Raw genomic sequence first — 19559 nt, forward strand, 5'->3', positions numbered from 1 at the left:
GCTGCAGACGCAGGGGCGACGGGAGGACACATGGCCAGGCTGATCTACTCGGGCATCACGTCGCTCGACGGGTACACAGCGGATGCCGCCGGTGACTTCGACTGGGCGACGCCCGACGAGGAGGTGCACGCCTTCATCAACGCCCTCGAACGCAAGATCGGCACCTACCTGTACGGACGCAGGATGTACGAGACGATGGCGTTCTGGGAGACCGCGAGAGAACTCGTCGATCCGCCCGACGTGGTGCGGGAGTACACCGATATCTGGCAGGCCGCCGAAAAGGTCGTCTACTCGCACAACCTCGCGGCGGTCACGACGACGCGGACGCGCATCGAGCGCTCCTTCGACGCCGCCGAGGTACGCAGCCTCGTCGCGGACAGCAAGCTGAGCGTGTCCATCGGCGGTCCGGGGCTCGCCGCGCACGCGCTCACGGCGGGCGTTGTCGATGAGATCCACCGTTTCGTGACGCCGATCATCGTCGGCGGCGGCACCCGGTTCCTGCCGGAGCACCTGAGAATGCCGCTTGAGCTCCGGGGTGAACGACGGTTCCGAAACGGAATGGTGTACCTGCGGTATGTCGTGCCGCAGGCCTGATCCGCGGGCCCGGCGGCCCGGCCCCTGCCGCCGGGATCCGGGGGCAGGCGACCGGTCGTGACCCGGTCTAGATCCAGTCCTCGTCGTCCTCGACCTCGATCGAGGGCTGCGTAATCGTTGCGCTGTCGTCGACCGCGTTGTAGCGGATGACGGTGCCGTCATCGAGCTCGATCACCGGCTTGGCCTCGAGCCAGGTCAGCGTCCAACGCCACGAATCCGTGCCGTCCTTCGGGGCGACCGTGAGGTCCCGCTCGACAGTGCTGACCGCGAGGAGGACGACCTCGGGCAGCCCGGACGGCGCCGTGCCGCCGAACGACCAGCGGGTTCCCACCTGCATCGGGCTCAGAGCTCGATCTCGTAGGTGACCCAGTCGGTGCGGGTGCCGACGTCGTCGTAGAGACGCTGGGCGGTCTCGTTGTCCGCGGCGGTGATCGACTGCACGGTCGTGAGCTTTCGCGTGGCCGCGTAGTCCTTGGCGAACTCGATGAGCGAACGGCCGACGCCGCCTGTACGGTGCTCCGGCACGACGAACAGGTCGTCGATGAAGAGACCGCGGGTGGCGCTGAGCGTGTTCGGCACCTCCCGGTAGTGCGCGAAGCCCACGAAGTCGCCGTCGTCACTGACTGCGACCGCGCCGTTCAGCACGTGGTTCCCATCGATGATCCAGCTCCAGACGCGGAGGGCCTTCTCATCGGTCAGTTCGCTCTTGTAGAACTCGCTGTAGCCCTCGAAGAGGCCCAGCCAGGCGAAAAAGTCCTTGTCGCCCAATGCTCGTACGTGAATAGCCATCTGGTTCTCCCTAACTCTCCGACACCGTGGCGAGCACGATTTCCGTGACTGCCAGGTCGCCGCCTTCGACAAAAACCAATTCCGAGATCCGGCCGACCGCCTGCAGATCAGCGGCAGCCTGCGCGAGCAGGGCAACCTCTGCAGCCGTACCGCTAATTACAGCAGATGCGACGTCGGTTTTCTGGGACGCTTTCGCATCCGTCTTTCCGCGCCGGATGCCGGTGAGCGCGCGGCTGGACAGCTCGAGCAGTGCGGGGTTCCCCCCTGAACCTGCGGCGAGGTCTGCCGCGACGGGCCAGGCGGCCCGGTGCACGGACCCCTCGTTGGACCAGGACCACGCCTCTTCGGTCGCGAAGGGCACGAACGGGGCGAACAGACGGAGCAGGGTCGACAGTGCGGTGCGGAGCGCCGCGACGGCCGAGGCCTGCCCGGCGCCGGCTTCGCCGTACGCGCGTTCCTTGACGAGCTCGAGGTAGTCATCGCAGAACGTCCAGAAGAAGCTCTCGGTGACCTCGAGGGCGCGGGCGTGGTCGTAGCTGTCGAACGCGGTCGTCGCCTGGGTGACGACACTCGTGAGGCGGGCGATCATGCTGCGGTCGAGGGGCTCGGTGATCGCGGCGTCCGCTGCCCCGTCGAAGCCGAGGATGAACTTCGACGCGTTCAGGATCTTGATCGCGAGGCGACGGCCGATCTTGATCTGCGTCGGATTCTTGGGGTCGAAGGCCGCGTCGGTGCCGAGGCGCGAGGAGGCGGCCCAGTAGCGCACGGCATCCGAACCGTGCTGCACGAGCATGTCGGCGGGGGTGACGACGTTGCCCTTGGACTTGGACATCTTCTTGCGGTCGGGGTCGACGATGAACCCGGACAGGGCCGCGTGCTTCCACGGGGACCGGCCGTCCTCGAGTTCGGCGCGGAGCAGGGTGGAGAACAGCCAGGTGCGGATGATGTCCTGGCCTTGCGGGCGGAGCGAGTATGGGTAGACGAGATCGAAGAGCTGTGGGTCGCGCTCCCAGCCGCCGGCGAGCTGCGGGGTGAGCGAGGACGTCGCCCAGGTGTCCATCACGTCGACCTCGCCGACGAAACCGCCGGCCTGTCCGCGCTGGGTGCTTGCGTACCCCGGCGCGGTGTCGGACGAGGGGTCGACCGGGAGCTGGTCGCGGGTGGCGACGATCGGCTGGTCGAAGACCGGGTTCGCGTCGGCATCCAGCGGGTACCAGACCGGAAGCGGAACTCCGAAGAAGCGCTGGCGTGAGACGAGCCAGTCGCCGGTGAGGCCGTTGACCCAGTTGTCGTAGCGGACCTTCATGAATTCGGGGTGCCACTGCAGGTCGGCGCCGTGCGAGAGCAGGCGGGCCCGGAGTGCCTCGTCGCGCGCTCCGTTACGGATGTACCACTGGCGGGTCGACACGATCTCGAGGGGCTTGTCGCCCTTCTCGAAGAACTTGACCGGATGCACGATCGGCTTCGGTTCGCCGATCATGTCGCCGCTCGCCGTGAGGAGGGCGACGACGGCCTGCTTGGCCGAGAACACGGTCTTTCCGGCGAGCTCGGCGTACGCTGCGATTCCGGCTTCGCTCTCGATTGCCTCAGGCGCCTCGGCGATGATGCGGCCGTCGAAGCCCATGATCGCGCGGTTCGGCAGGTCGAGTTCCCGCCACCAGACCACGTCGGTCACGTCGCCGAAGGTACAGATCATCGCGATGCCGCTGCCCTTGTCCTTCTGCGCGAGGTGGTGGGCGAGGACGGGAACTTCGACGTCGAAGAGCGGGGTGCGCACGGTCGTGCCGAAGAGGTGCTTGTAGCGCTCGTCGTCCGGATGCGCGACGAGCGCCACGCAGGCCGGCAGCAGCTCGGGCCGGGTGGTCTCGATCTCGATCGTGGAACCGTCGGGCTTGCGGAAGGAGACCCGGTGGTACGCGGCGGGCATGTCCTTGTCCTCGAGCTCGGCCTGAGCGACGGCCGTGCGGAAGGTGACGTCCCAGAGGGTCGGCGCCATGGCCTGGTAGGCCTCGCCGCGGGCGACGTTGCCGAGGAAGGCGAGCTGGGAGGATGCGATCGAGTGCGAACCGATCGTGCGGTAGGTCTGGGTCCAGTCGACGCTCAGGCCGAGGTCGCGCCAGAGCGCTTCGAACTGCTTCTCGTCTTCGAGGGTGAGGCGTTCACAAAGTTCGATGAAGTTGCGGCGGCTGATCGGGATCTGGTCGGCGGCCTTGGTGCTCTTGCCGTCGCCGCCCTCGAAGGGCGCGGTGAAGTCGGGGGCGTACGGCAGCGACGGGTCGCAGCGCACGCCGTAGTAGTTCTGCACCCGGCGTTCCGTGGGCAGGCCGTTGTCGTCCCAGCCCATCGGGTAGAAAACGTCGCGGCCGCGCATCCGCTGGAAGCGGGCGACGACGTCGGTGTGCGTGTATGAGAACACGTGGCCGATGTGCAGCGAGCCGGACGCGGTCGGCGGGGGAGTGTCGATGGAGAAGATGTTCGCCCTGGTCGCGGAGTCGCGGTCGAAGCGGTACGTGCCCTCGGTGTCCCAGGTGCCGCCCCATTTGTTCTCGAGGCCCTCGAGGGCTGGCTTGTCCGGAACGTTCGGGATCGTCATGGTTCTCCGATTCACTGTCTGCGGCACCGTGTCTGCGGTGAGGTGCCTGAGTATTGGCCTTATCCAACCTACCCGATGCCCCGTTCACCGGCGATTCGGGGGGTTCCGCGGGCGGGCAGGCGCGGCACGGCGTCGAGCAGGCGCCGGGTGTACGGATGCGCCGGCGCGGCGAAGACCTGCTCCGTCGGGCCGGTCTCGACGACCGATCCGTTCTCGATGACGACGATCCGGTCGCTGACGTGCTGCACGACGCCGAGGTCGTGCGAGATGAACACGAGACTCAGGCCGAGGTCGCGCTGCAGCTCGTCGAGGAGGTCGAGAACCTGGGCCTGCACGGTCATGTCGAGCGCGGACACCGGTTCGTCGCAGATCAGGACCTGCGGCCGGTTCGCGAGGGCGCGCGCGATGCCGACCCGCTGTCGTTGCCCGCCGGAGAGCTCGAGCGGGCGGCGGCCGAGCACGGCCGCGCCGAGCCCGACCCGGTCGAGGAGTTCGAGCGACCGGTCCGCGGAACCGGCGGCGTCGCGGAGGACGGCGCCGACGGTGAGCCGCGGGTCGAAGGAGGCCAGGGCGTCCTGGTAGACGGCGCCGAGCGCCGACCGCATCGGGCGGCGGGCGCGTTCAGTGATCCCGGTCCAGGCCTCGCCGAGCACCCGTACCTCGCCGGCGTCCGGGGACTCGAGCGCGAGCAGCAGCCGGGCCAGCGTGGTCTTGCCCGAACCGGACTCGCCGACGATGCCGAGCGTCGTGCCGCGGTCGAGAGTGAAGGAGACGTCGTTGACGGCGAGCAGCCGGCTCCGGTCGGGCATCCTGAAGCTCTTGACGAGCCCGGAAGCCTCGAGCACGACCCGGTCGGCGGCCGCGGGAAGGGCCTCGGGAACGGCCGCAGGAACGACGCCGGGTGCCGGCCGGTTCGGCCGGTCATGCGCCGAGAGCCGGACCCCGCGGGGCTGCCCGGCCGGGACCGCGGCGATCATCCGCCGGGTCTCGTCGTGCCGAGGGTCGTCGAGGAGCGCGCGGGCCGCGCCGGTCTCGACGATCCGGCCGTGGCTCATCACCGCGACGCGGTCGGCGATCCGGCTGACGACGGCGAGGTCGTGGCTGATCAGCACGAGGGCCGTCCCGGCGTGCAGCAGCTCCTCGAACAGGTCGAGGATCCTGGCCTGCACGGTCACGTCGAGGGCCGTCGTGGGCTCGTCGGCGATGAGCAGGGGCGGCCGCAGCGCCACGCCTGCGGCGATCAGGGCGCGTTGGCGCTGGCCGCCGGAGAGTTCACCGGAACGCTGGCCGGCCCGGAGCTCGCCGTCGGGAAGCCCGACCTCTGCGAGGAGCTCGAGCACCCGGCGCGCCCGGGCGGCCGCCGAGAGGTTCGTGTGCAGGCGCAGGGTGTCGCCGATCTCGCGCCCGATCGGTCGCAGCGGGTCGAGCGACACGAGCGCGTCCTGGAGCACGAGTCCCACGTCCCTGCCGCGCCTCCGCCGCCAGGCGTTCTCGGTCAGACCGAGCACGGATGTCCCGCCGAGGCTCAGCTCGTCGGCGTGCAGCCACGATCCGGTCCCGGCCAGGCCGAGCAGGCTGCGCGCCGTGAGGCTCTTCCCCGAACCGGATTCGCCGACGATCGCGAGGCATTTCCCGGGAGCGACCTCAAAGGACACGTCGTCGACGAGGGGATCCCGTCCGGGTGTGCTTCCGAAACCGACGCTCAGCCCGCGGACCAGCAGGGCCGGCGCGCCGGCCGCAGCGGCGGCATCCGCCCGCGCCCCCGTCACGCGTGCCTCAGCCGTCGTTCGATCGCGCGCCCGAGGACGGTCGCGGAGATCGCGGTGAGCACGACGAAGAGTCCGGGGAAGAAACTCATCCAGGCGGCGGTGCTCAGGTAGGTGCGCCCGGCCGAGAGCATCGCGCCCCATTCCGCGGCGGGCGGTTTGGCGCCGAGGCCGAGGTAGCTGAGCGCCGCCGCCCAGATGATGGCCTGGCCGATGCCCAGGGTGCCGAGCACGAGGAGCGGCGCGAGCGTGTTCGGGAGGATGTGCCGCACGAGGATCCGGGTGCGGCTGCGACCGAGAACGGTCGCGGCCTCGACGAAGGCAGAGGAGCGCACGGAAACGAGCTGGGCGCGGATGATGCGGGCGTAGCCGGGCGCGGTCGCGAGACCAACGGCGAGGGTCGCCGTCGCCGGGCCCGGCCCGAAGATCATGATGAACAGCAGGGCGAGCAACAGGCCGGGGAACGCGAACATGACCTCGAGCAGGCGGTTCACGGTGAAGTCCACGATCGAACCGAGCATGCCGGCGATCACCCCGAGCACGGCCCCGAGGCCGAGGCCGATCAGGGTCGCGGCCACGCCGATCTGGAGCGAGCCCCCGGTGCCGTGGCTGACCCGGGTGTAGACGTCGCGCCCGGATTCGTCCGTACCGAACCAGTGCGCCGACGAGGGGGCCTGGAACGCCGAGCGCGGGTCGATCGCGAGCGGGTCGCCTGGCGCCACGAGGCCGGGGGAGAAGGCGGCGACGAGCAGGAACAGCACAAAACCGGCGGCGAGGACCTCGGTGAGGCCGACCCGACCGCCGAACCGCGTGCCGAACCGCGTGCCGAAACCCCTTCCCGTCGGGCGCCGCGCCGCAGCCCCGGCGAGGCCGGCCTGGATCTCGAGGTCGCTCATGCGCGCCTCAGCCTCGGGTCGGCGATCCGCTGGGCGACATCGGTCAGAAGGGTCATCACGATGTATGCGGCGGCGACGACCAGCACGACGCCGATCACGACCGGCACGTCCCGCACCGTGACGGCGTTCAGCAAGGTGCGGCCGAGTCCCGGCCTGGCGAAGATCGTCTCGACGACGACGGCCCCGCTGATCAGCGACCCGAACGCCCAGCCGGAGAGGCTGATCCCGGGCAGGCTCGCGTGCCGCAGCACGTGCACCCGGCGGATGCCGCCCTCACTTTCCCCCCTGGCCCGCGCGGAGACGACGAACGGGGCTTCGAGCGCCGTCAGCATCGACTCCCGCATGACCTGGCCGAGGAAACCGGCGAGCGGGATGGCGAGGGTCAGCACGGGCAGCACGAGTCCGGCAGGGCCTGGGGTGCTGACCGGCGGCAGCACGCCGAGCCAGCTGCTGAACACCACGATGAGCGCGCTCGCGAGCCAGAAGTGCGGCAGGGCGGCCGCGCCGATCTCGAGGCCGGAACCGAGCATCCGCTCCCAGCGGCCTGCGCGGGTGGAGAGCAGGGCGAGGCCGATCGCGAACAGCCACGCGAGCAGCAGGGAGAGCGCGGCGAGAAGCAGGGTGCCGCCGAGCTGCCCGAGCAGGAGCGGCGCGACGGGGACGCGGAGCGCGTACGAACGGCCGAGGTCGCCCGTGACGAGGCGGCCGAGCTCGGCGACGTACTGCACGGGGAGCGGCTGGTCGAGGCCGTACTGGGCGCGCACCGCCGCGAGCGCCTCCGGCGAGGTCTGCGATCCCGGTCCGCCGAGCACGGCCTCCGCCGGGTCGCCGGGGACGAGCCGCATCGCGAAGAACGTGACGGTCGCGACGAGCCAGAGCACGAGGACGGCCCCGCCGAGCCGGGCCGTCGCTCGCAGCAGGGCTCGATGCGGCAGGGCGCGCCGCAATACGGCCGGCCGGGAGCGGCCGGCCGGGAGGGCTCCGGTTACCGGTTCAGCCACGCGTCGTAGAACGTGGGCGTCGAGACCGTCGGCATCGCCCGGGTGCCCGAGACGACGGAAGAGAGCAGGTAGTGGTTCTGCTGGTCGTACAGCGGCAGCACGTAGAAGCCCTCGAGGACACGGTTCTGGGCCTGCGCGTACAGTGCGGCGCGCTTGGGTGCATCCGCCGTCTGGGAGGCCTCGGTCAGCCAGGCGTCGACCTCGGGGTCGTTGACCTGGGCGTGGTTGGCGAAGTACCCGCTCGGCGCCGGAACGATGCCGGCCGAGTCGAAGAGGGTGCGGAGCACGTCTGGGCCGACCTTCGTGTACGGCGCGCTCACCGCGTCGTATTCGTTCGAACCGAGGGCGGTGTACCAGGCCGACAGGTCGAGCGGCGAGAGCAGCACGTCGAAGCCCACGGCCTTCGCGGTCGCCTGCAGCTGCTCGAACAGGGACTGCTCCGCCGGGATCGACTGGTTGCTGCTCACCGGGAAGACGATGGACAGGCGCACGCCGCCCTTCGTGCGGTACCCGTCGGAGTCCCGACCGGTCCAGCCGGCCTCGTCGAGGAGAGTGGCGGCGGCCGCAGGGTCGTAGCCGAACAGGTCCGGCCGGGACACCCCGAGCGGCTCGATGCTCGAGAGCGCCGAGAACGAGCGGGTCGCCGTGCCCTGGAACAGGCTCGAAACCGCGGAGTCGACGTCGGAGGCACGGATGAAGGCCTCGCGCACGAGCGGGTCGTTGAACGGGGCCCTGCCCGAGTTCAGCTCGATCCGGTTGGATGCGCCAGGCCGGGGCGCGTCGAGGTGGCGGATGGTACTGCTCTTCCCTGCCTGCACGATGGTGTCCGGCTGGGCGTTGTCGATCACGTCGACGGCGCCGGACTGCAGGGCGGCGTAGCGGGAGGCCGAGTCGGGGATGAACCGCCAGACGATGGAGTCGAGGTAGGCGGGCCCGGTGTGGGCGGCGTCGGCCGGCGGGGAGGTGTACGCGTCGTTCCTGACCAGGGTGATCGCGTCCTGCTTGACCCAGGAGGCGACTGTGAACGGACCCGTCCCGACCGGGGCCGCGCAGTTCTCGTCCTGACTGCGGGCGAGCGCCGTCGGCGACTCCATCGCGAGCCACGGCTGGCTGAGCGACTCGAGCAGGGCGCTGTCGGGTTCACTGAGGGCCAGGCGCACGACGGTGGGGGAGACGACGGATGTCGACACCACCTTCCGCACGGCGAGGTACCCGGTCGACGATCCCGTCTTCGGGTCCTGCACGTGCGCGATGTTCGCCTGCACGGCCGCCGCGTCGAAGGGCGTCCCGTCGGTGAAGGTCACGTGCTCGCGGAGGGTGAAGTCCCAGGCGAGGCCGTCGGCGCTCTGCGACCAGCTCGACGCGAGCCAGGGGATGATCGTGCCCGCTCTGTCGCGGGAGACGAGCGACTCGAGGAACTGGGTGCCGACGAGGGCCTGCGGATAGTTGCCGCCGACGTGCGGGTCGAGGCACGTCGGTTCGGCGTCGCCGGAGGCGTAGTTGAGCGTGCCGCCGGAGACGGGAGCTGTGTTCTCCGTGGCCTTTGGGGATGCGGAACACCCGGTCAGGAGCAGGGCGATAGCGGAGACGACGGCGAGCGAACGCGGCACGTGGGAGTGGTGAACCAGAGGGGGCATGGGAAAGGAATCTCTCTCGGCGTAGCGGGGCCGGGCCGGGTCCCATCGTAAAACATCACGGTCGGGCCCGAAATTCCCATGAGTATCGCTCCCGACGGGATAGAATTGCACATGCATGACAGTGATCCGGCCATCACCGGTGAGTCTTCGGAAGAACGGGAACCGTCGCAAGGCGGACCCCTGGTAGAACCGAACGGGTCGGGCCCGTCACAGCCTCTGAACAAGCGGTCGTCACAGCACGAAGACGGCAAGCGAGGTGGTACCGCGTCGAATCTTCCCGGAGTAGGCGTCCTCGTGGAACAGGGCCTGTCGGCCCCTTTTGTCCAGGAGATGCACGTGTACCCCAAAGCCCCGCCCTTCCCCGCAGCAGACGACCAGGCCCCAGCACACGACCAGGCCGCGCTCGCCGCATCCGCCCCCATCGTGCCCTCGCCGAACTTCCCGGCGATCGAGACCGAGGTGCTCGCATACTGGGAGGCCGACGGCACCTTCCAGGCGTCGATCGACAACCGGGCGGATGCGCCGGAGTGGGTCTTCTACGACGGCCCGCCCTTCGCGAACGGCGTGCCGCACTACGGCCACCTGCTCACCGGTTACGCGAAGGACCTGTTCCCGCGCTTCCAGACCATGCGCGGCAATCTCGTGCACCGCCGGTTCGGCTGGGACACCCACGGCCTCCCCGCCGAGCTCGAGGCCGAACGGCAGCTCGGCATCACCGACAAGGCCGACATCGAGAAGCTCGGCATCGCCGCCTTCAACAAGGTCGCCCGCGACTCCGTGCTCAAGTACACCGACGACTGGCAGCGCTACGTCAACCGCCAGGCCCGCTGGGTCGACTTCGAGAACGACTACAAGACCCTCGACATCACCTTCATGGAATCCGTGATCTGGGCGTTCAAGACCCTGCACGACAAGGGCCTCGCCTACGAGGGGTACCGGGTGCTTCCGTACTGCTGGCGCGACCAGACGCCGCTCTCCAACCACGAGCTCGGCATGGACGCCGACGTCTACAAGATGCGCCAGGACCAGACCGTCACCGTGACGTTCCCGCTCGTGGGCACGAGGGCGGAAGCCCTCGGCCTCACCGCGGTGCGCGCCCTCGCGTGGACGACGACCCCCTGGACCCTGCCGACCAACCTCGCCCTCGCCGTCGGGCCGGACATCGTCTACGCCGTCGTCCCGGCCGGCCCGAACGGCACCCCCGACGCGACCGTGCTCCGCGAGGAGTCAGTCTCCGGCAGCGACAACGCCCGCGTGGACGTGTCCGTCCTCGGCGCCGAGTACCTGATCGCGATCGACCTCGTCGGCAACTACGCCAAGGACCTCGGCTACGACACGCCGGAGGAGGCCTCCGCGGCCGTTGCCCGCACGGTCACGGGACGCGAACTCGAGGGTGTCGCATACGACCGTCTGTTCGACTACTACGCCGACGCATCCGTCTGGAACACCCAGAAGGCCTGGACGATCCTGCTCGCCGACTACGTCACGACCTCAGACGGCACCGGTATCGTTCACCAGGCGCCCGCGTACGGCGAAGAGGACCAGAAGGCCTGCGAGGCCGCGGGCATCCCCGTGATCATCTCCCTCGACGAGGGCGGCAAGTTCCTCGCCGACGTGCCGGAGGTCGCCGGCCTGCTGTGGTCCGACGCGAACAAGCCGCTCACCCAGATGCTCAAGGCCGAGGGCCGGCTGCTGCGCCAGGCCAGCTACGAGCACTCCTACCCGCACTGCTGGCGCTGCCGCAACCCGCTGATCTACAAGGCGGTGTCGAGCTGGTTCGTGCGCGTCACGGAGTTCCGCGACCGCATGGTCGAACTCAACCAGGACGTCACCTGGGTGCCGGAGAACGTCAAGGACGGCCAGTTCGGCAAGTGGATCGGCAACGCCCGCGACTGGTCGATCAGCCGCAACCGGTACTGGGGATCGCCGATCCCGGTCTGGAAGAGCGACGACCCGAACTACCCCCGCACGGATGTCTACGGCTCGCTCGACGAGCTCGAGGCCGACTTCGGGGTGCGCCCGACCGACCTGCACCGCCCGTACATCGACGAGCTCACGCGGCCGAACCCGGACGACCCCACCGGGGCGTCCACGATGCGCCGGATCACCGACGTGCTCGACGTCTGGTTCGACTCCGGGTCGATGCCGTTCGCGGCCGTGCACTACCCCTTCGAGAACCGGGACTGGTTCGATACCCACAACCCCGCCGACTTCATCGTCGAGTACATCGGCCAGACCCGCGGCTGGTTCTACCTGCTGCACGTGCTCTCGACCGCGCTCTTCGACCGGCCGGCGTTCACCAACGTCGTGAGCCACGGCATCGTGCTCGGCAACGACGGCCAGAAGATGTCGAAGTCGCTGCGCAACTACCCCGACGTCTTCGAGGTCTTCGACCGCGATGGAAGCGACGCGATGCGCTGGTTCCTGATGAGCTCCTCCGTGCTGCGCGGCGGCAACCTCATCGTCACGGAGGAGGGCATCCGGGAGGCCACCCGCCAGGTGATGCTGCCGCTCTGGAGCACCTGGTACTTCTTCTCGCTCTACGCCAACGCCTCGGGTGAGCACGGCTACGACGCCGTCTGGCGCACCGACTCGACCGACGTGCTCGACCGGTACCTGCTCGCGAAGACCCGCGACCTCATCGTCGACGTCACGAGCGACCTCGAGGCGCTCGACTCGACCCAGGCGACCGCCCGGCTCCGCGACTTCGCCGACGTGCTGACCAACTGGTACGTGCGGCGCTCCCGGGACCGCTTCTGGACCGGAGCCGTCGCAGGCGGCACGGCTACGGAGGCCTTCGACACGCTGTACACCGTGCTCGAGACCGTCTGCCGGATCGCCGCCCCGCTTCTGCCGCTCGTCACCGAGCGGATCTGGCAAGGATTGACAGCTGGCCGCAGCGTGCACCTGACGGACTGGCCGGACGCCGGCCTCTTCCCATCGGACCACGGGCTCGTCACCGCGATGGACCAGATCCGCACGATCAGCTCCACCGTGCTCTCGCTGCGCAAGCAGGCGGGCCTGCGCGTGCGGCTGCCGCTCGCGCAGCTCACCGTCGTCACGACCGGAACGGCGGCACTCGCCCCCTTCGAGGCGATCCTGCGCGACGAGCTCAACGTGAAGAGCGTGAACCTCGTCGAGCTCGCCGGGGACAGCGCAGCGAACTACGGCATCACCTCCCGGCTCACCGTCAACGCCCGCGCGGCCGGGCCCCGGCTCGGCAAGCAGGTGCAGGCCGCGATCAAGGCCGCGCGCAGCGGCGACTGGAGCGAGACCGACGGGATCGTGACCGCGGGCGGCATCGCGCTCGAGGCCGGCGAGTACGAACTCGTGCTGCAGGCGGGCACCGGGGCGGGCAACACCGGCGCGGACAACACCGACGCGGCATCCGCGGGAGTCGCGCAGACCGGACCCGCCCTCGCCCTGCTCCAGGGCGGCGGCTTCGTGCTGCTCGACACCGTGACCACGACGGAGCTCGAGGCGGAGGGTTTCGCCCGCGACCTGATCCGCGCCGTGCAGGACACCCGCAAGTCGGCAGGATTCTTCGTTGCGGACCGGATCCGCCTCGACCTCGTCTTCTTCGACCAGGCCGACCTCGACACCCTGCGCCTCGCGCCGGGCGTCGACGTGGCCGCCGAAACGCTCACCGTGCGCTTCGCCGCGCACGCCCCGACCGAGGTCGACCCGGCCATCCTCGCGGGCGCCGTGCCGTCCGAGTGGCTCGAACAGCTCGCGGGAGCCCCCGTCGAGCACTACGTGCGCTTCGAGGCCGGCCACTACGCCAACCGCGGGCCGGTGCTCGTCGCCGTCGCCCGAGAGAACGGAATCGTGAATGTCTGATTCGATGGACCAGAAGCTGCCGGAAGACGATGAGTACCGCGACGCGGGCGAGGCCGTCTTCGCGGCACTGCTCGACCGGGTCGGCGAAGCCGCTCCACGACCGCGCCTCGCCCCGACCCGGCGCGTCGTCGAACTGCTCGGCGACCCGCAGGCCACCTACCCGGTGATCCACATCACCGGCACCAACGGGAAGACCAGCACGAGCCGGATCACCGAGAGCATCCTGCGCGCGTACGGACTGCGCACCGGCATGATGACGAGCCCGCACCTGGTCCGCCTCAACGAACGGATCGTGATCGACGGCGAACCGATCAGTGACCGCGCCCTCGCCGCGAACTGGGAGGACATCCAGCCGTACCTTGCGATGGTGGACACCGAGCTCGGTGCCAAGAACGAGGAACCGCTCACCTTCTTCGAAGCCCTCACCGTGCTCGCCTTCGCCTGCTTCGCCGACGCTCCCGTCGATGTCGCCGTGATCGAGGTCGGCATGGGCGGCGAATGGGACTCCACGAACGTGGCCGACGGCCTCGTCGCCGTCGTCACCCCTGTCGCTCTCGACCACACCAAGCGGCTCGGAAGCACCGTCGCGGAGATCGCCCGCACCAAGGCCGGAATCATCAAGCCTGCGGCATCCGTCATCAGCGCCCGGCAGGCCGAGACCGTGCAGGCCGAACTGGAACGCGCCGTCGAACTGACCGAATCGACTCTCGCGAGCGAGGGGGAGGAGTTCGCCCTGCTCGACAGCCAGGTCGGCGTCGGCGGGCAGCTCATCACGGTGCGCGGCCTCGCCGCGACATACTCCGACCTGTTCCTGCCGATGTACGGCACCCACCAGGCCCACAACGCTGCCGTCGCGATCGCCGCCGTCGAGTCCTTCCTCGGCGCGGGCACCCGCCCCCTCGACCAGGACATCCTCACGGAGGGGCTCGCGACCGCGACCTCACCCGGGCGGCTGCAGCTGATCGGCATCGAACCGACCGTGCTCGTGGATGCCGCGCACAACCCGCACGGGGCCGGCGCCCTCGCCGAGGCACTCGGCACCTACTTCCACTTCGATGAGGTCGTCGCCGTGATCGGGATCCTCGCAGACAAGGACGCTGCCGGAATCGTCGCGGAGCTCGCTCCCGTCGTGACCCGGTTCCACGTCACCCAGTCCCAGTCCGACCGGGCGATCCCCGTCGACGACCTCGCCGACATCGTCGCGGCCGGAACGGACGAGGATGCTGTCAGCCGCTTCGACGACATCGCAGACGCCCTCGACGCCGCGAGGACCTGGGCAGCAGACGCCCCACGCCGCGGCGTGATCGTCACGGGCTCGATCACCCTGGTCGGCGAGGCCCTGTCCCTCGCCGCAGCCAGGGAGTGGCTCAAGAAGTGACCGGCGCCCCGCGCCCACGGCGGAACCGGTCTGTGCGCGAGTCGCTCGCGTCGATCGTGCTCGGCTTCGAGACGATCATCGTGTTCCTCGCCGCGCTGCTGCTCTTCGGGCTCGGGTCGCTGCCGGCCTGGCTCGCCCTCGGCGGGGGAGCGCTGCTCTGCCTCGTCATGGTCGCGACGATCGGCCTGCTCCGCTACAACTGGTCATACGCGATCGGCTGGATCGTCCAGGCCGTCATCGTCCTGACCGGGTTCGTCAACCCGGCCATGTTCATCGTCGGCGCACTGTTCACCGGCATGTGGGCATACTGCATGGTCACCGGCTCGAGACTAGACAATAACAAGGAGAACTCATGAGTACCCCGGTCCAAGAAACCCTCGTCCTGGTGAAGCCTGACGGCGTCGCCCGCAACCTCTCCGGAGAGATCCTGCGACGCATCGAGCAGAAGGGATACTCCCTCGTCGACATCAAGCTCGTGCAGGCCGATCGTTCGCTTCTCGCCGAGCACTACGCGGAGCATGCGGGCAAGCCCTTCTTCGAGCCCCTGGTCGAGTTCATGGAGAGCGGGCCGATCCTCGCGATCCGCATCGCCGGCGAACGCGTCATCGAGGGCTTCCGTTCCCTCGCAGGCACGACCGATCCCACGACCGCAGCACCCGGCACGATCCGCGGCGACCTCGGCCGCGACTGGGGTTCCAAGGTTCAGCAGAACCTCGTGCACGGTTCAGACTCGCCCGAGTCCGCGTCCCGCGAACTGGCGCTCTGGTTCGACTAGAACCGCAGCCCCGTCGCGCCGAGTGTCGCCGTCCCCGCCGAAACCAGGCGGCGGAACGGCGACACTCGGCCGTTAAGGCGACGGTCGGCATCCGCCCGGCTGGAGGCGGTACAGCGCTAGAGGTGGTGCAGCGCTAGAGGCGGTGCAGGAAGTCCATCTTGAGCTGGGCGACCGTTGCAGCCACGAGGTAGCAGCCGATCGTGATGACGACGATCCACGAGGAGGCGCCGGCGGCGAAGCGCCGCACCCCGGCCGGAACGGGGAGGGTGCCCGTCCTGAGGTTGTAGAGGGTCACGGCCAGGAACATCGGGATCGTGACGACCCAGGTCACCATGCACCACGGGCAGAGCACGTCGAGCACGAAGAAGCTCTGGCCCATCAGCCAGATCACGAAGACGAGCGCGAGCGCCACGCCGGCGTTCAGTCCGATCCAGAACCAGCGGGCGAACCGGGCGCCAGCGAGGATCCCGGCGCCGATGGTGATGACGACCGTCCAGGCGATGAGTCCGATCAACGGATTCGGGAAACCGAACAGCGCACCCTGCCAGGAACCGAGGTTGGTGCTGCAGCCGACGAGCACGCTGAAGTTGCAGGAGAGCTGCGCCTGCGGATCCTCGAGGATGGCGATCTTGTCCAGGGTCAGCGCGAAGGCCGCCGCGAGGGCGATCGCACCTCCGACGATCATGAAGATGGCGAGCCCGGTGGGGCGCCTGGATTCCTCGGTCTGTTGCACCTCAGGATTATGTCATGCGCCTCGCACTCGATCCTGAACAATACATGCGATAATCAACACGGATGCTTGGGCCGCGCTCAAGCACAGCCAGAGAAGGCTTAATGGGCCGTAACAGCCCAGATTCATTGGTCCCACGACCAAGGGTATTAGCAGCCAGAGCCAAGAGCCGGTTGCGAACGAAGAGGATTCCCGAGGTGAACGCGCAAGCGTTTTTCTCGCACGAGAGAGTAGCCGGATGGGTGGCGCGGTCGCCCAAAACGGTCAAGGAGCGCACCAGTAATGGTGGAAGACAACGAAAACACCAAAAAACGCAAAGGTCTGTTCGGATCCCGCCGTCGGCGTGTAGCCGCCGCTGCGATCGCGCCAACGGAAGCACCGGCCACGGTACCCGGCGCCGCGACAGACGCCGCGGAGGCACCGACAGCACCATTCCTCGAGGGGGAGCCCGCACCCTGGGCGTCCACCGCGACGACCCCAGCCGAACAGGACACCACCGTGGACCAGCCGACTCCGCCCGTCGAACCCGCACAGCCGGTTCGCAGGCCCTCGACCTCTCTTCTCTTCCAGGCACCGAACATCGTGCCGCTTCCGGCACGTGCCGGAGCCCGGCGGGACGATTCGCGTGCCTTCGACGATCGTCAGGACGGCAACCGCCCAGACGGGGATCGTCAGGACGGCCGCTCGGGCAACCGCCAGGACAACGGCGCGGAGAACCATCACGACCGCAACCGCTCGGACAGCCGCTCGGACAACCGTCCCGGCAGCCGCTCCGACCGCGATGAGTACCCGGACGAGACGTCGACCGTCCGCCGCCGCGCCCGCCGCCGGCCAGGCGACGAGAACCGCTCCGGTGCCGACGACCCCGCCAACACCGTCGTCAGGGTCCGCGTTCCGCGCGAACCCGAGCTCATCACCGAGCCGCAGCGGATCAAGGGCTCGACCCGCCTCGAGGCCAAGAAGCAGCGCCGCCGCGACGGCCGCGACGCCGGGCGTCGCCGTCCGGTCATCACGGAGGCCGAGTTCCTCGCCCGCCGCGAATCGGTCGACCGTGTCATGGTCGTTCGGGCCAAGCACAACAAGATCCAGATCGGCGTCCTCGAGGACGGCGTGCTCGTCGAGCACTACGTCGCCAAGAACCAGGACGCATCCCTGATCGGGAATGTGTACCTCGGCCGGGTACAGAACGTGCTCCCGAGCATGGAAGCCGCCTTCGTCGACATCGGACGCGGCCGCAACGCCGTGTTGTACTCCGGTGAGGTCGACTGGGAAGCCGCGGCGGAACATGCCGCCAACAGCAACCAGGCGCGTCGGATCGAGCTCGCGCTCAAGCCAGGCGACAAGGTGCTCGTCCAGGTGACGAAGGACCCGATCGGCCACAAGGGCGCCCGGCTCACCAGCCAGGTCTCGCTTCCCGGCCGGTACCTCGTCTACGTGCCGAACGGCTCGATGAACGGCATCAGCCGCAAGCTTCCGGACACCGAGCGTGCCCGCCTCAAGAAGATCCTCAAGGAGGTCCTGCCGGACAACACCGGCGTGATCGTGCGTACCGCCGCGGAAGGCGCCACCGACGAGCAGCTGACGCTCGACGTCAACCGCCTCACCGAGCAGTGGGCATCCATCTCCAAGCTCGTCGACACTGTCCAGGCCCCCGCGCTGCTGCACGGTGAGCCCGACCTGCTGATCAAGATCGTGCGCGACGTCTTCAATGAGGACTTCCAGAAGATGGTCATCTCCGGGGATGAAGCCCGCGAGACGATCCAGACCTACCTCGGCCAGGTCGCCCCCGACCTCGTCGACCGCGTCGAGCGTTACGAGGGCGAAAACGACGCCTTCGACGAGTACCGCATCTCCGAGCAGATCGAGAAGGCCCTCGACCGCAAGGTCTGGCTGCCCTCCGGCGGTTCCCTCGTGATCGACCGCACAGAGGCGATGACCGTCGTCGACGTCAACACCGGCAAGTTCGTCGGTTCCGGCGGCAACCTCGAGGAAACCGTCACGAAGAACAACCTCGAGGCCGCAGAGGAGATCGTGCGTCAGCTCCGGCTGCGCGACATCGGCGGCATCATCGTCGTCGACTTCATCGACATGGTCCTCGAGACCAACCGCGACCTCGTGCTGCGCCGCCTGCTCGAATGCCTGAGCCGGGACCGCACCAAGCACCAGGTCGCCGAGGTCACCTCGCTCGGGCTTGTGCAGATGACCCGCAAGAAGCTCGGACTGGGACTCCTCGAGTCGTTCAGCGAGAACTGCGAGGCCTGTGCGGGCCGCGGAGTCGTCATCCACCACGACCCCGTCACCAAGCACCGCCAGACCGCCCAGCCGCCCCAGGAGCGCCGCCCGCGCAGCAAGTCGGGCAACTCAGGCAACGACAACGGCAACGGCAACGGCAACGGCAACGGCGGCAACAACGGCCACCGCGGCGGTAACTCCGGCACCAACGGCTCCGTGTCCGAGCAGGCGAAGGCCACATCGGGCACGCACGGGATCACCGAGGACGCCAAGCACGCACTCGCCCTGATCGCGGCGAGGACCATCCCGCGCGCCCTGACCGGGTCCATCCCGATCATCCACGTGCCGGATGCCCCCGCGTCCGTCCCCGTGTCCGCAGAGCCGGAGGTGCACGCGAACGAGTCCACATCCCCGGTCGCGCCCACGGTCTCGCCCGTCGCCGAGGCATCCGCCCCCGTGGAGGCGCCGAGCGTCACCCAGGCCGTTGCAGCGGACCTGACGGAGGCCAACACCGGTTCCGTCGAGATCCTCGATATCCCGGTGCGGAAGTCGTCCCGCACCCGTCGTACCGTGAGCAAGCAGGTCACCGACCAGCTGCTCGACTCGGTGCTCGAGTCGCTCCCTGAGCCCAAGCAGCCCGGTCAGGGCCGCTCGCGCAGCCGCAGGGTCACGACGGCCGGCGGCTCGACGTCGAACGCGCAGCCCATCGTGCTGCCGGCACGGGAGACGCAGAACTAGTTCAGCACGAGCCCAGGGAGATCGGGGCCGAACGGCGGTCGACTTCGGTCGGCCGCCGTTTTCCGTACCCGCGACACGCCGCGACGCGCCGCCGGACCTCGGTGGGTTCAGCGTCCAGAGCGTTCGCGTCCGGAGACGCGGAGCCCGCTCGCGCGCAAGCGCAGCACGAGTTCCCTGTTGCCCACCGGAAGCGCCCCGGCCGCCACGAGGGCCTCGTAGCGGTGCGCGGGCACGTCATAGTGGTCCAGGTCGAAACCCCGCCGGGGAATGCCGTTCGCCGCGGCGAAACCGTGCAATTCTTCGAGCGACACGTCGCTGACGAGGTGCGACCAGACCGTATCGTGCGCGGGCCATGTAGGCTGATCTATCAACACGGTCATCCCAAGATTGTATGTTCCCCGCAGCGTTGTGCCGGGGGAGCAGGCGATCCCCGGTCGATCCCAGCCCCAGTTTGACCGGGGCAGGTTGATCAGCTAAACTCGACTGTTGGTGTGCGTTGGGCCTGAGCCCGCGCTGACACCTAAGGTTTTCTGACAGAGGCGGGCCGACTTGGGCCGTTTACGCAGTAACTTTCCATCATAGGAATCGGG

15 protein-coding genes are annotated in these 19559 nt (G+C 69.0%); 6 read left to right on the plus strand and 9 right to left on the minus strand.

The features are described 5' to 3' along the window. Positions 1–30: 30 nt before the first annotated feature. The gene (locus RCH22_RS05315; protein ID WP_327013059.1) at positions 31–594 is read left to right on the plus strand and encodes a dihydrofolate reductase family protein; all 564 of its coding nucleotides are present in this window, start codon (positions 31–33) and stop codon (positions 592–594) included. A 67-nt stretch (positions 595–661) separates the two neighbouring features. Here the strand turns inward: RCH22_RS05315 and RCH22_RS05320 are convergent, their stop codons facing one another. The 7 genes from RCH22_RS05320 to RCH22_RS05350 form a co-directional block, all read right to left on the minus strand. Next, positions 662–931, minus strand: a complete 270-nt coding sequence (locus RCH22_RS05320; protein ID WP_327013060.1) for a hypothetical protein — start codon at positions 929–931, stop codon at positions 662–664. 5 nt (positions 932–936) lie between these two features. Continuing rightward, positions 937–1383 (minus strand): GNAT family N-acetyltransferase, encoded by a 447-nt coding sequence (locus RCH22_RS05325; protein WP_327013061.1) that lies wholly within the window; start codon positions 1381–1383, stop codon positions 937–939. A 10-nt stretch (positions 1384–1393) separates the two neighbouring features. Beyond that, positions 1394–3976: a valine--tRNA ligase gene (gene valS / locus RCH22_RS05330; RefSeq protein WP_327013062.1), complete on the minus strand. Its 2583-nt coding sequence runs from the start codon at positions 3974–3976 to the stop codon at positions 1394–1396. Positions 3977–4044: 68 nt separating this feature from the next. Next, positions 4045–5745 carry an ABC transporter ATP-binding protein gene (locus RCH22_RS05335; protein ID WP_327013063.1) on the minus strand — a complete coding sequence of 567 codons (1701 nt, stop codon included), beginning with the start codon at positions 5743–5745 and terminating at the stop codon, positions 4045–4047. Further along, positions 5742–6638 (minus strand): ABC transporter permease, encoded by an 897-nt coding sequence (locus tag RCH22_RS05340; protein WP_327013064.1) that lies wholly within the window; start codon positions 6636–6638, stop codon positions 5742–5744. The genes RCH22_RS05335 and RCH22_RS05340 overlap by 4 nt, the downstream gene beginning before the upstream one ends. After that, on the minus strand, positions 6635–7585 hold the full coding sequence (locus RCH22_RS05345; RefSeq protein WP_327015461.1) for an ABC transporter permease: 951 nt from the start codon (positions 7583–7585) through the stop codon (positions 6635–6637). The genes RCH22_RS05340 and RCH22_RS05345 overlap by 4 nt, the downstream gene beginning before the upstream one ends. A 38-nt stretch (positions 7586–7623) precedes the next feature. After that, positions 7624–9276: an ABC transporter substrate-binding protein gene (locus tag RCH22_RS05350; protein ID WP_327013065.1), complete on the minus strand. Its 1653-nt coding sequence runs from the start codon at positions 9274–9276 to the stop codon at positions 7624–7626. 330 nt (positions 9277–9606) lie between these two features. On the opposite strand from RCH22_RS05350, the gene ileS reads away from it, so the two are divergent. The 4 genes from ileS to ndk are packed head-to-tail and all read left to right on the plus strand — an operon-like array spanning position 9607 to position 15269. After that, positions 9607–13116 (plus strand): isoleucine--tRNA ligase, encoded by a 3510-nt coding sequence (gene ileS / locus RCH22_RS05355; protein WP_327015462.1) that lies wholly within the window; start codon positions 9607–9609, stop codon positions 13114–13116. After that, positions 13109–14494, plus strand: a complete 1386-nt coding sequence (locus RCH22_RS05360) for a folylpolyglutamate synthase/dihydrofolate synthase family protein (protein ID WP_327013066.1) — start codon at positions 13109–13111, stop codon at positions 14492–14494. The genes ileS and RCH22_RS05360 overlap by 8 nt, the downstream gene beginning before the upstream one ends. 32 nt (positions 14495–14526) lie before the next feature. Then, a complete protein-coding gene (locus RCH22_RS05365; RefSeq protein ID WP_327013067.1) occupies positions 14527–14850 on the plus strand; it encodes a DUF4233 domain-containing protein in 324 nt (107 codons plus the stop codon). Next, complete coding sequence (gene ndk / locus RCH22_RS05370; RefSeq protein WP_134447922.1) at positions 14847–15269, plus strand: nucleoside-diphosphate kinase; 423 nt, start codon at positions 14847–14849, stop codon at positions 15267–15269. The genes RCH22_RS05365 and ndk overlap by 4 nt, the downstream gene beginning before the upstream one ends. A 133-nt stretch (positions 15270–15402) precedes the next feature. Here ndk and RCH22_RS05375 read toward each other — a convergent pair whose 3' ends face one another. After that, positions 15403–16002, minus strand: coding sequence for a vitamin K epoxide reductase family protein (locus RCH22_RS05375; protein WP_327013068.1), 600 nt, complete (start codon positions 16000–16002; stop codon positions 15403–15405). A 279-nt stretch (positions 16003–16281) separates the two neighbouring features. Here RCH22_RS05375 and RCH22_RS05380 point away from each other — a divergent pair, with 279 nt between their 5' ends. Then, positions 16282–18969, plus strand: a complete 2688-nt coding sequence (locus tag RCH22_RS05380) for an Rne/Rng family ribonuclease (RefSeq protein ID WP_327013069.1) — start codon at positions 16282–16284, stop codon at positions 18967–18969. A gap of 107 nt (positions 18970–19076) precedes the next feature. On the opposite strand, the gene RCH22_RS05385 is transcribed toward RCH22_RS05380, so the two are convergent. Continuing rightward, positions 19077–19349, minus strand: coding sequence for a DUF4031 domain-containing protein (locus RCH22_RS05385; RefSeq protein WP_327013070.1), 273 nt, complete (start codon positions 19347–19349; stop codon positions 19077–19079). Positions 19350–19559 lie beyond the last annotated feature (210 nt).

This window comes from Cryobacterium sp. GrIS_2_6 (assembly GCF_035984545.1).
In the GTDB taxonomy this organism is placed as follows: domain Bacteria; phylum Actinomycetota; class Actinomycetes; order Actinomycetales; family Microbacteriaceae; genus Cryobacterium.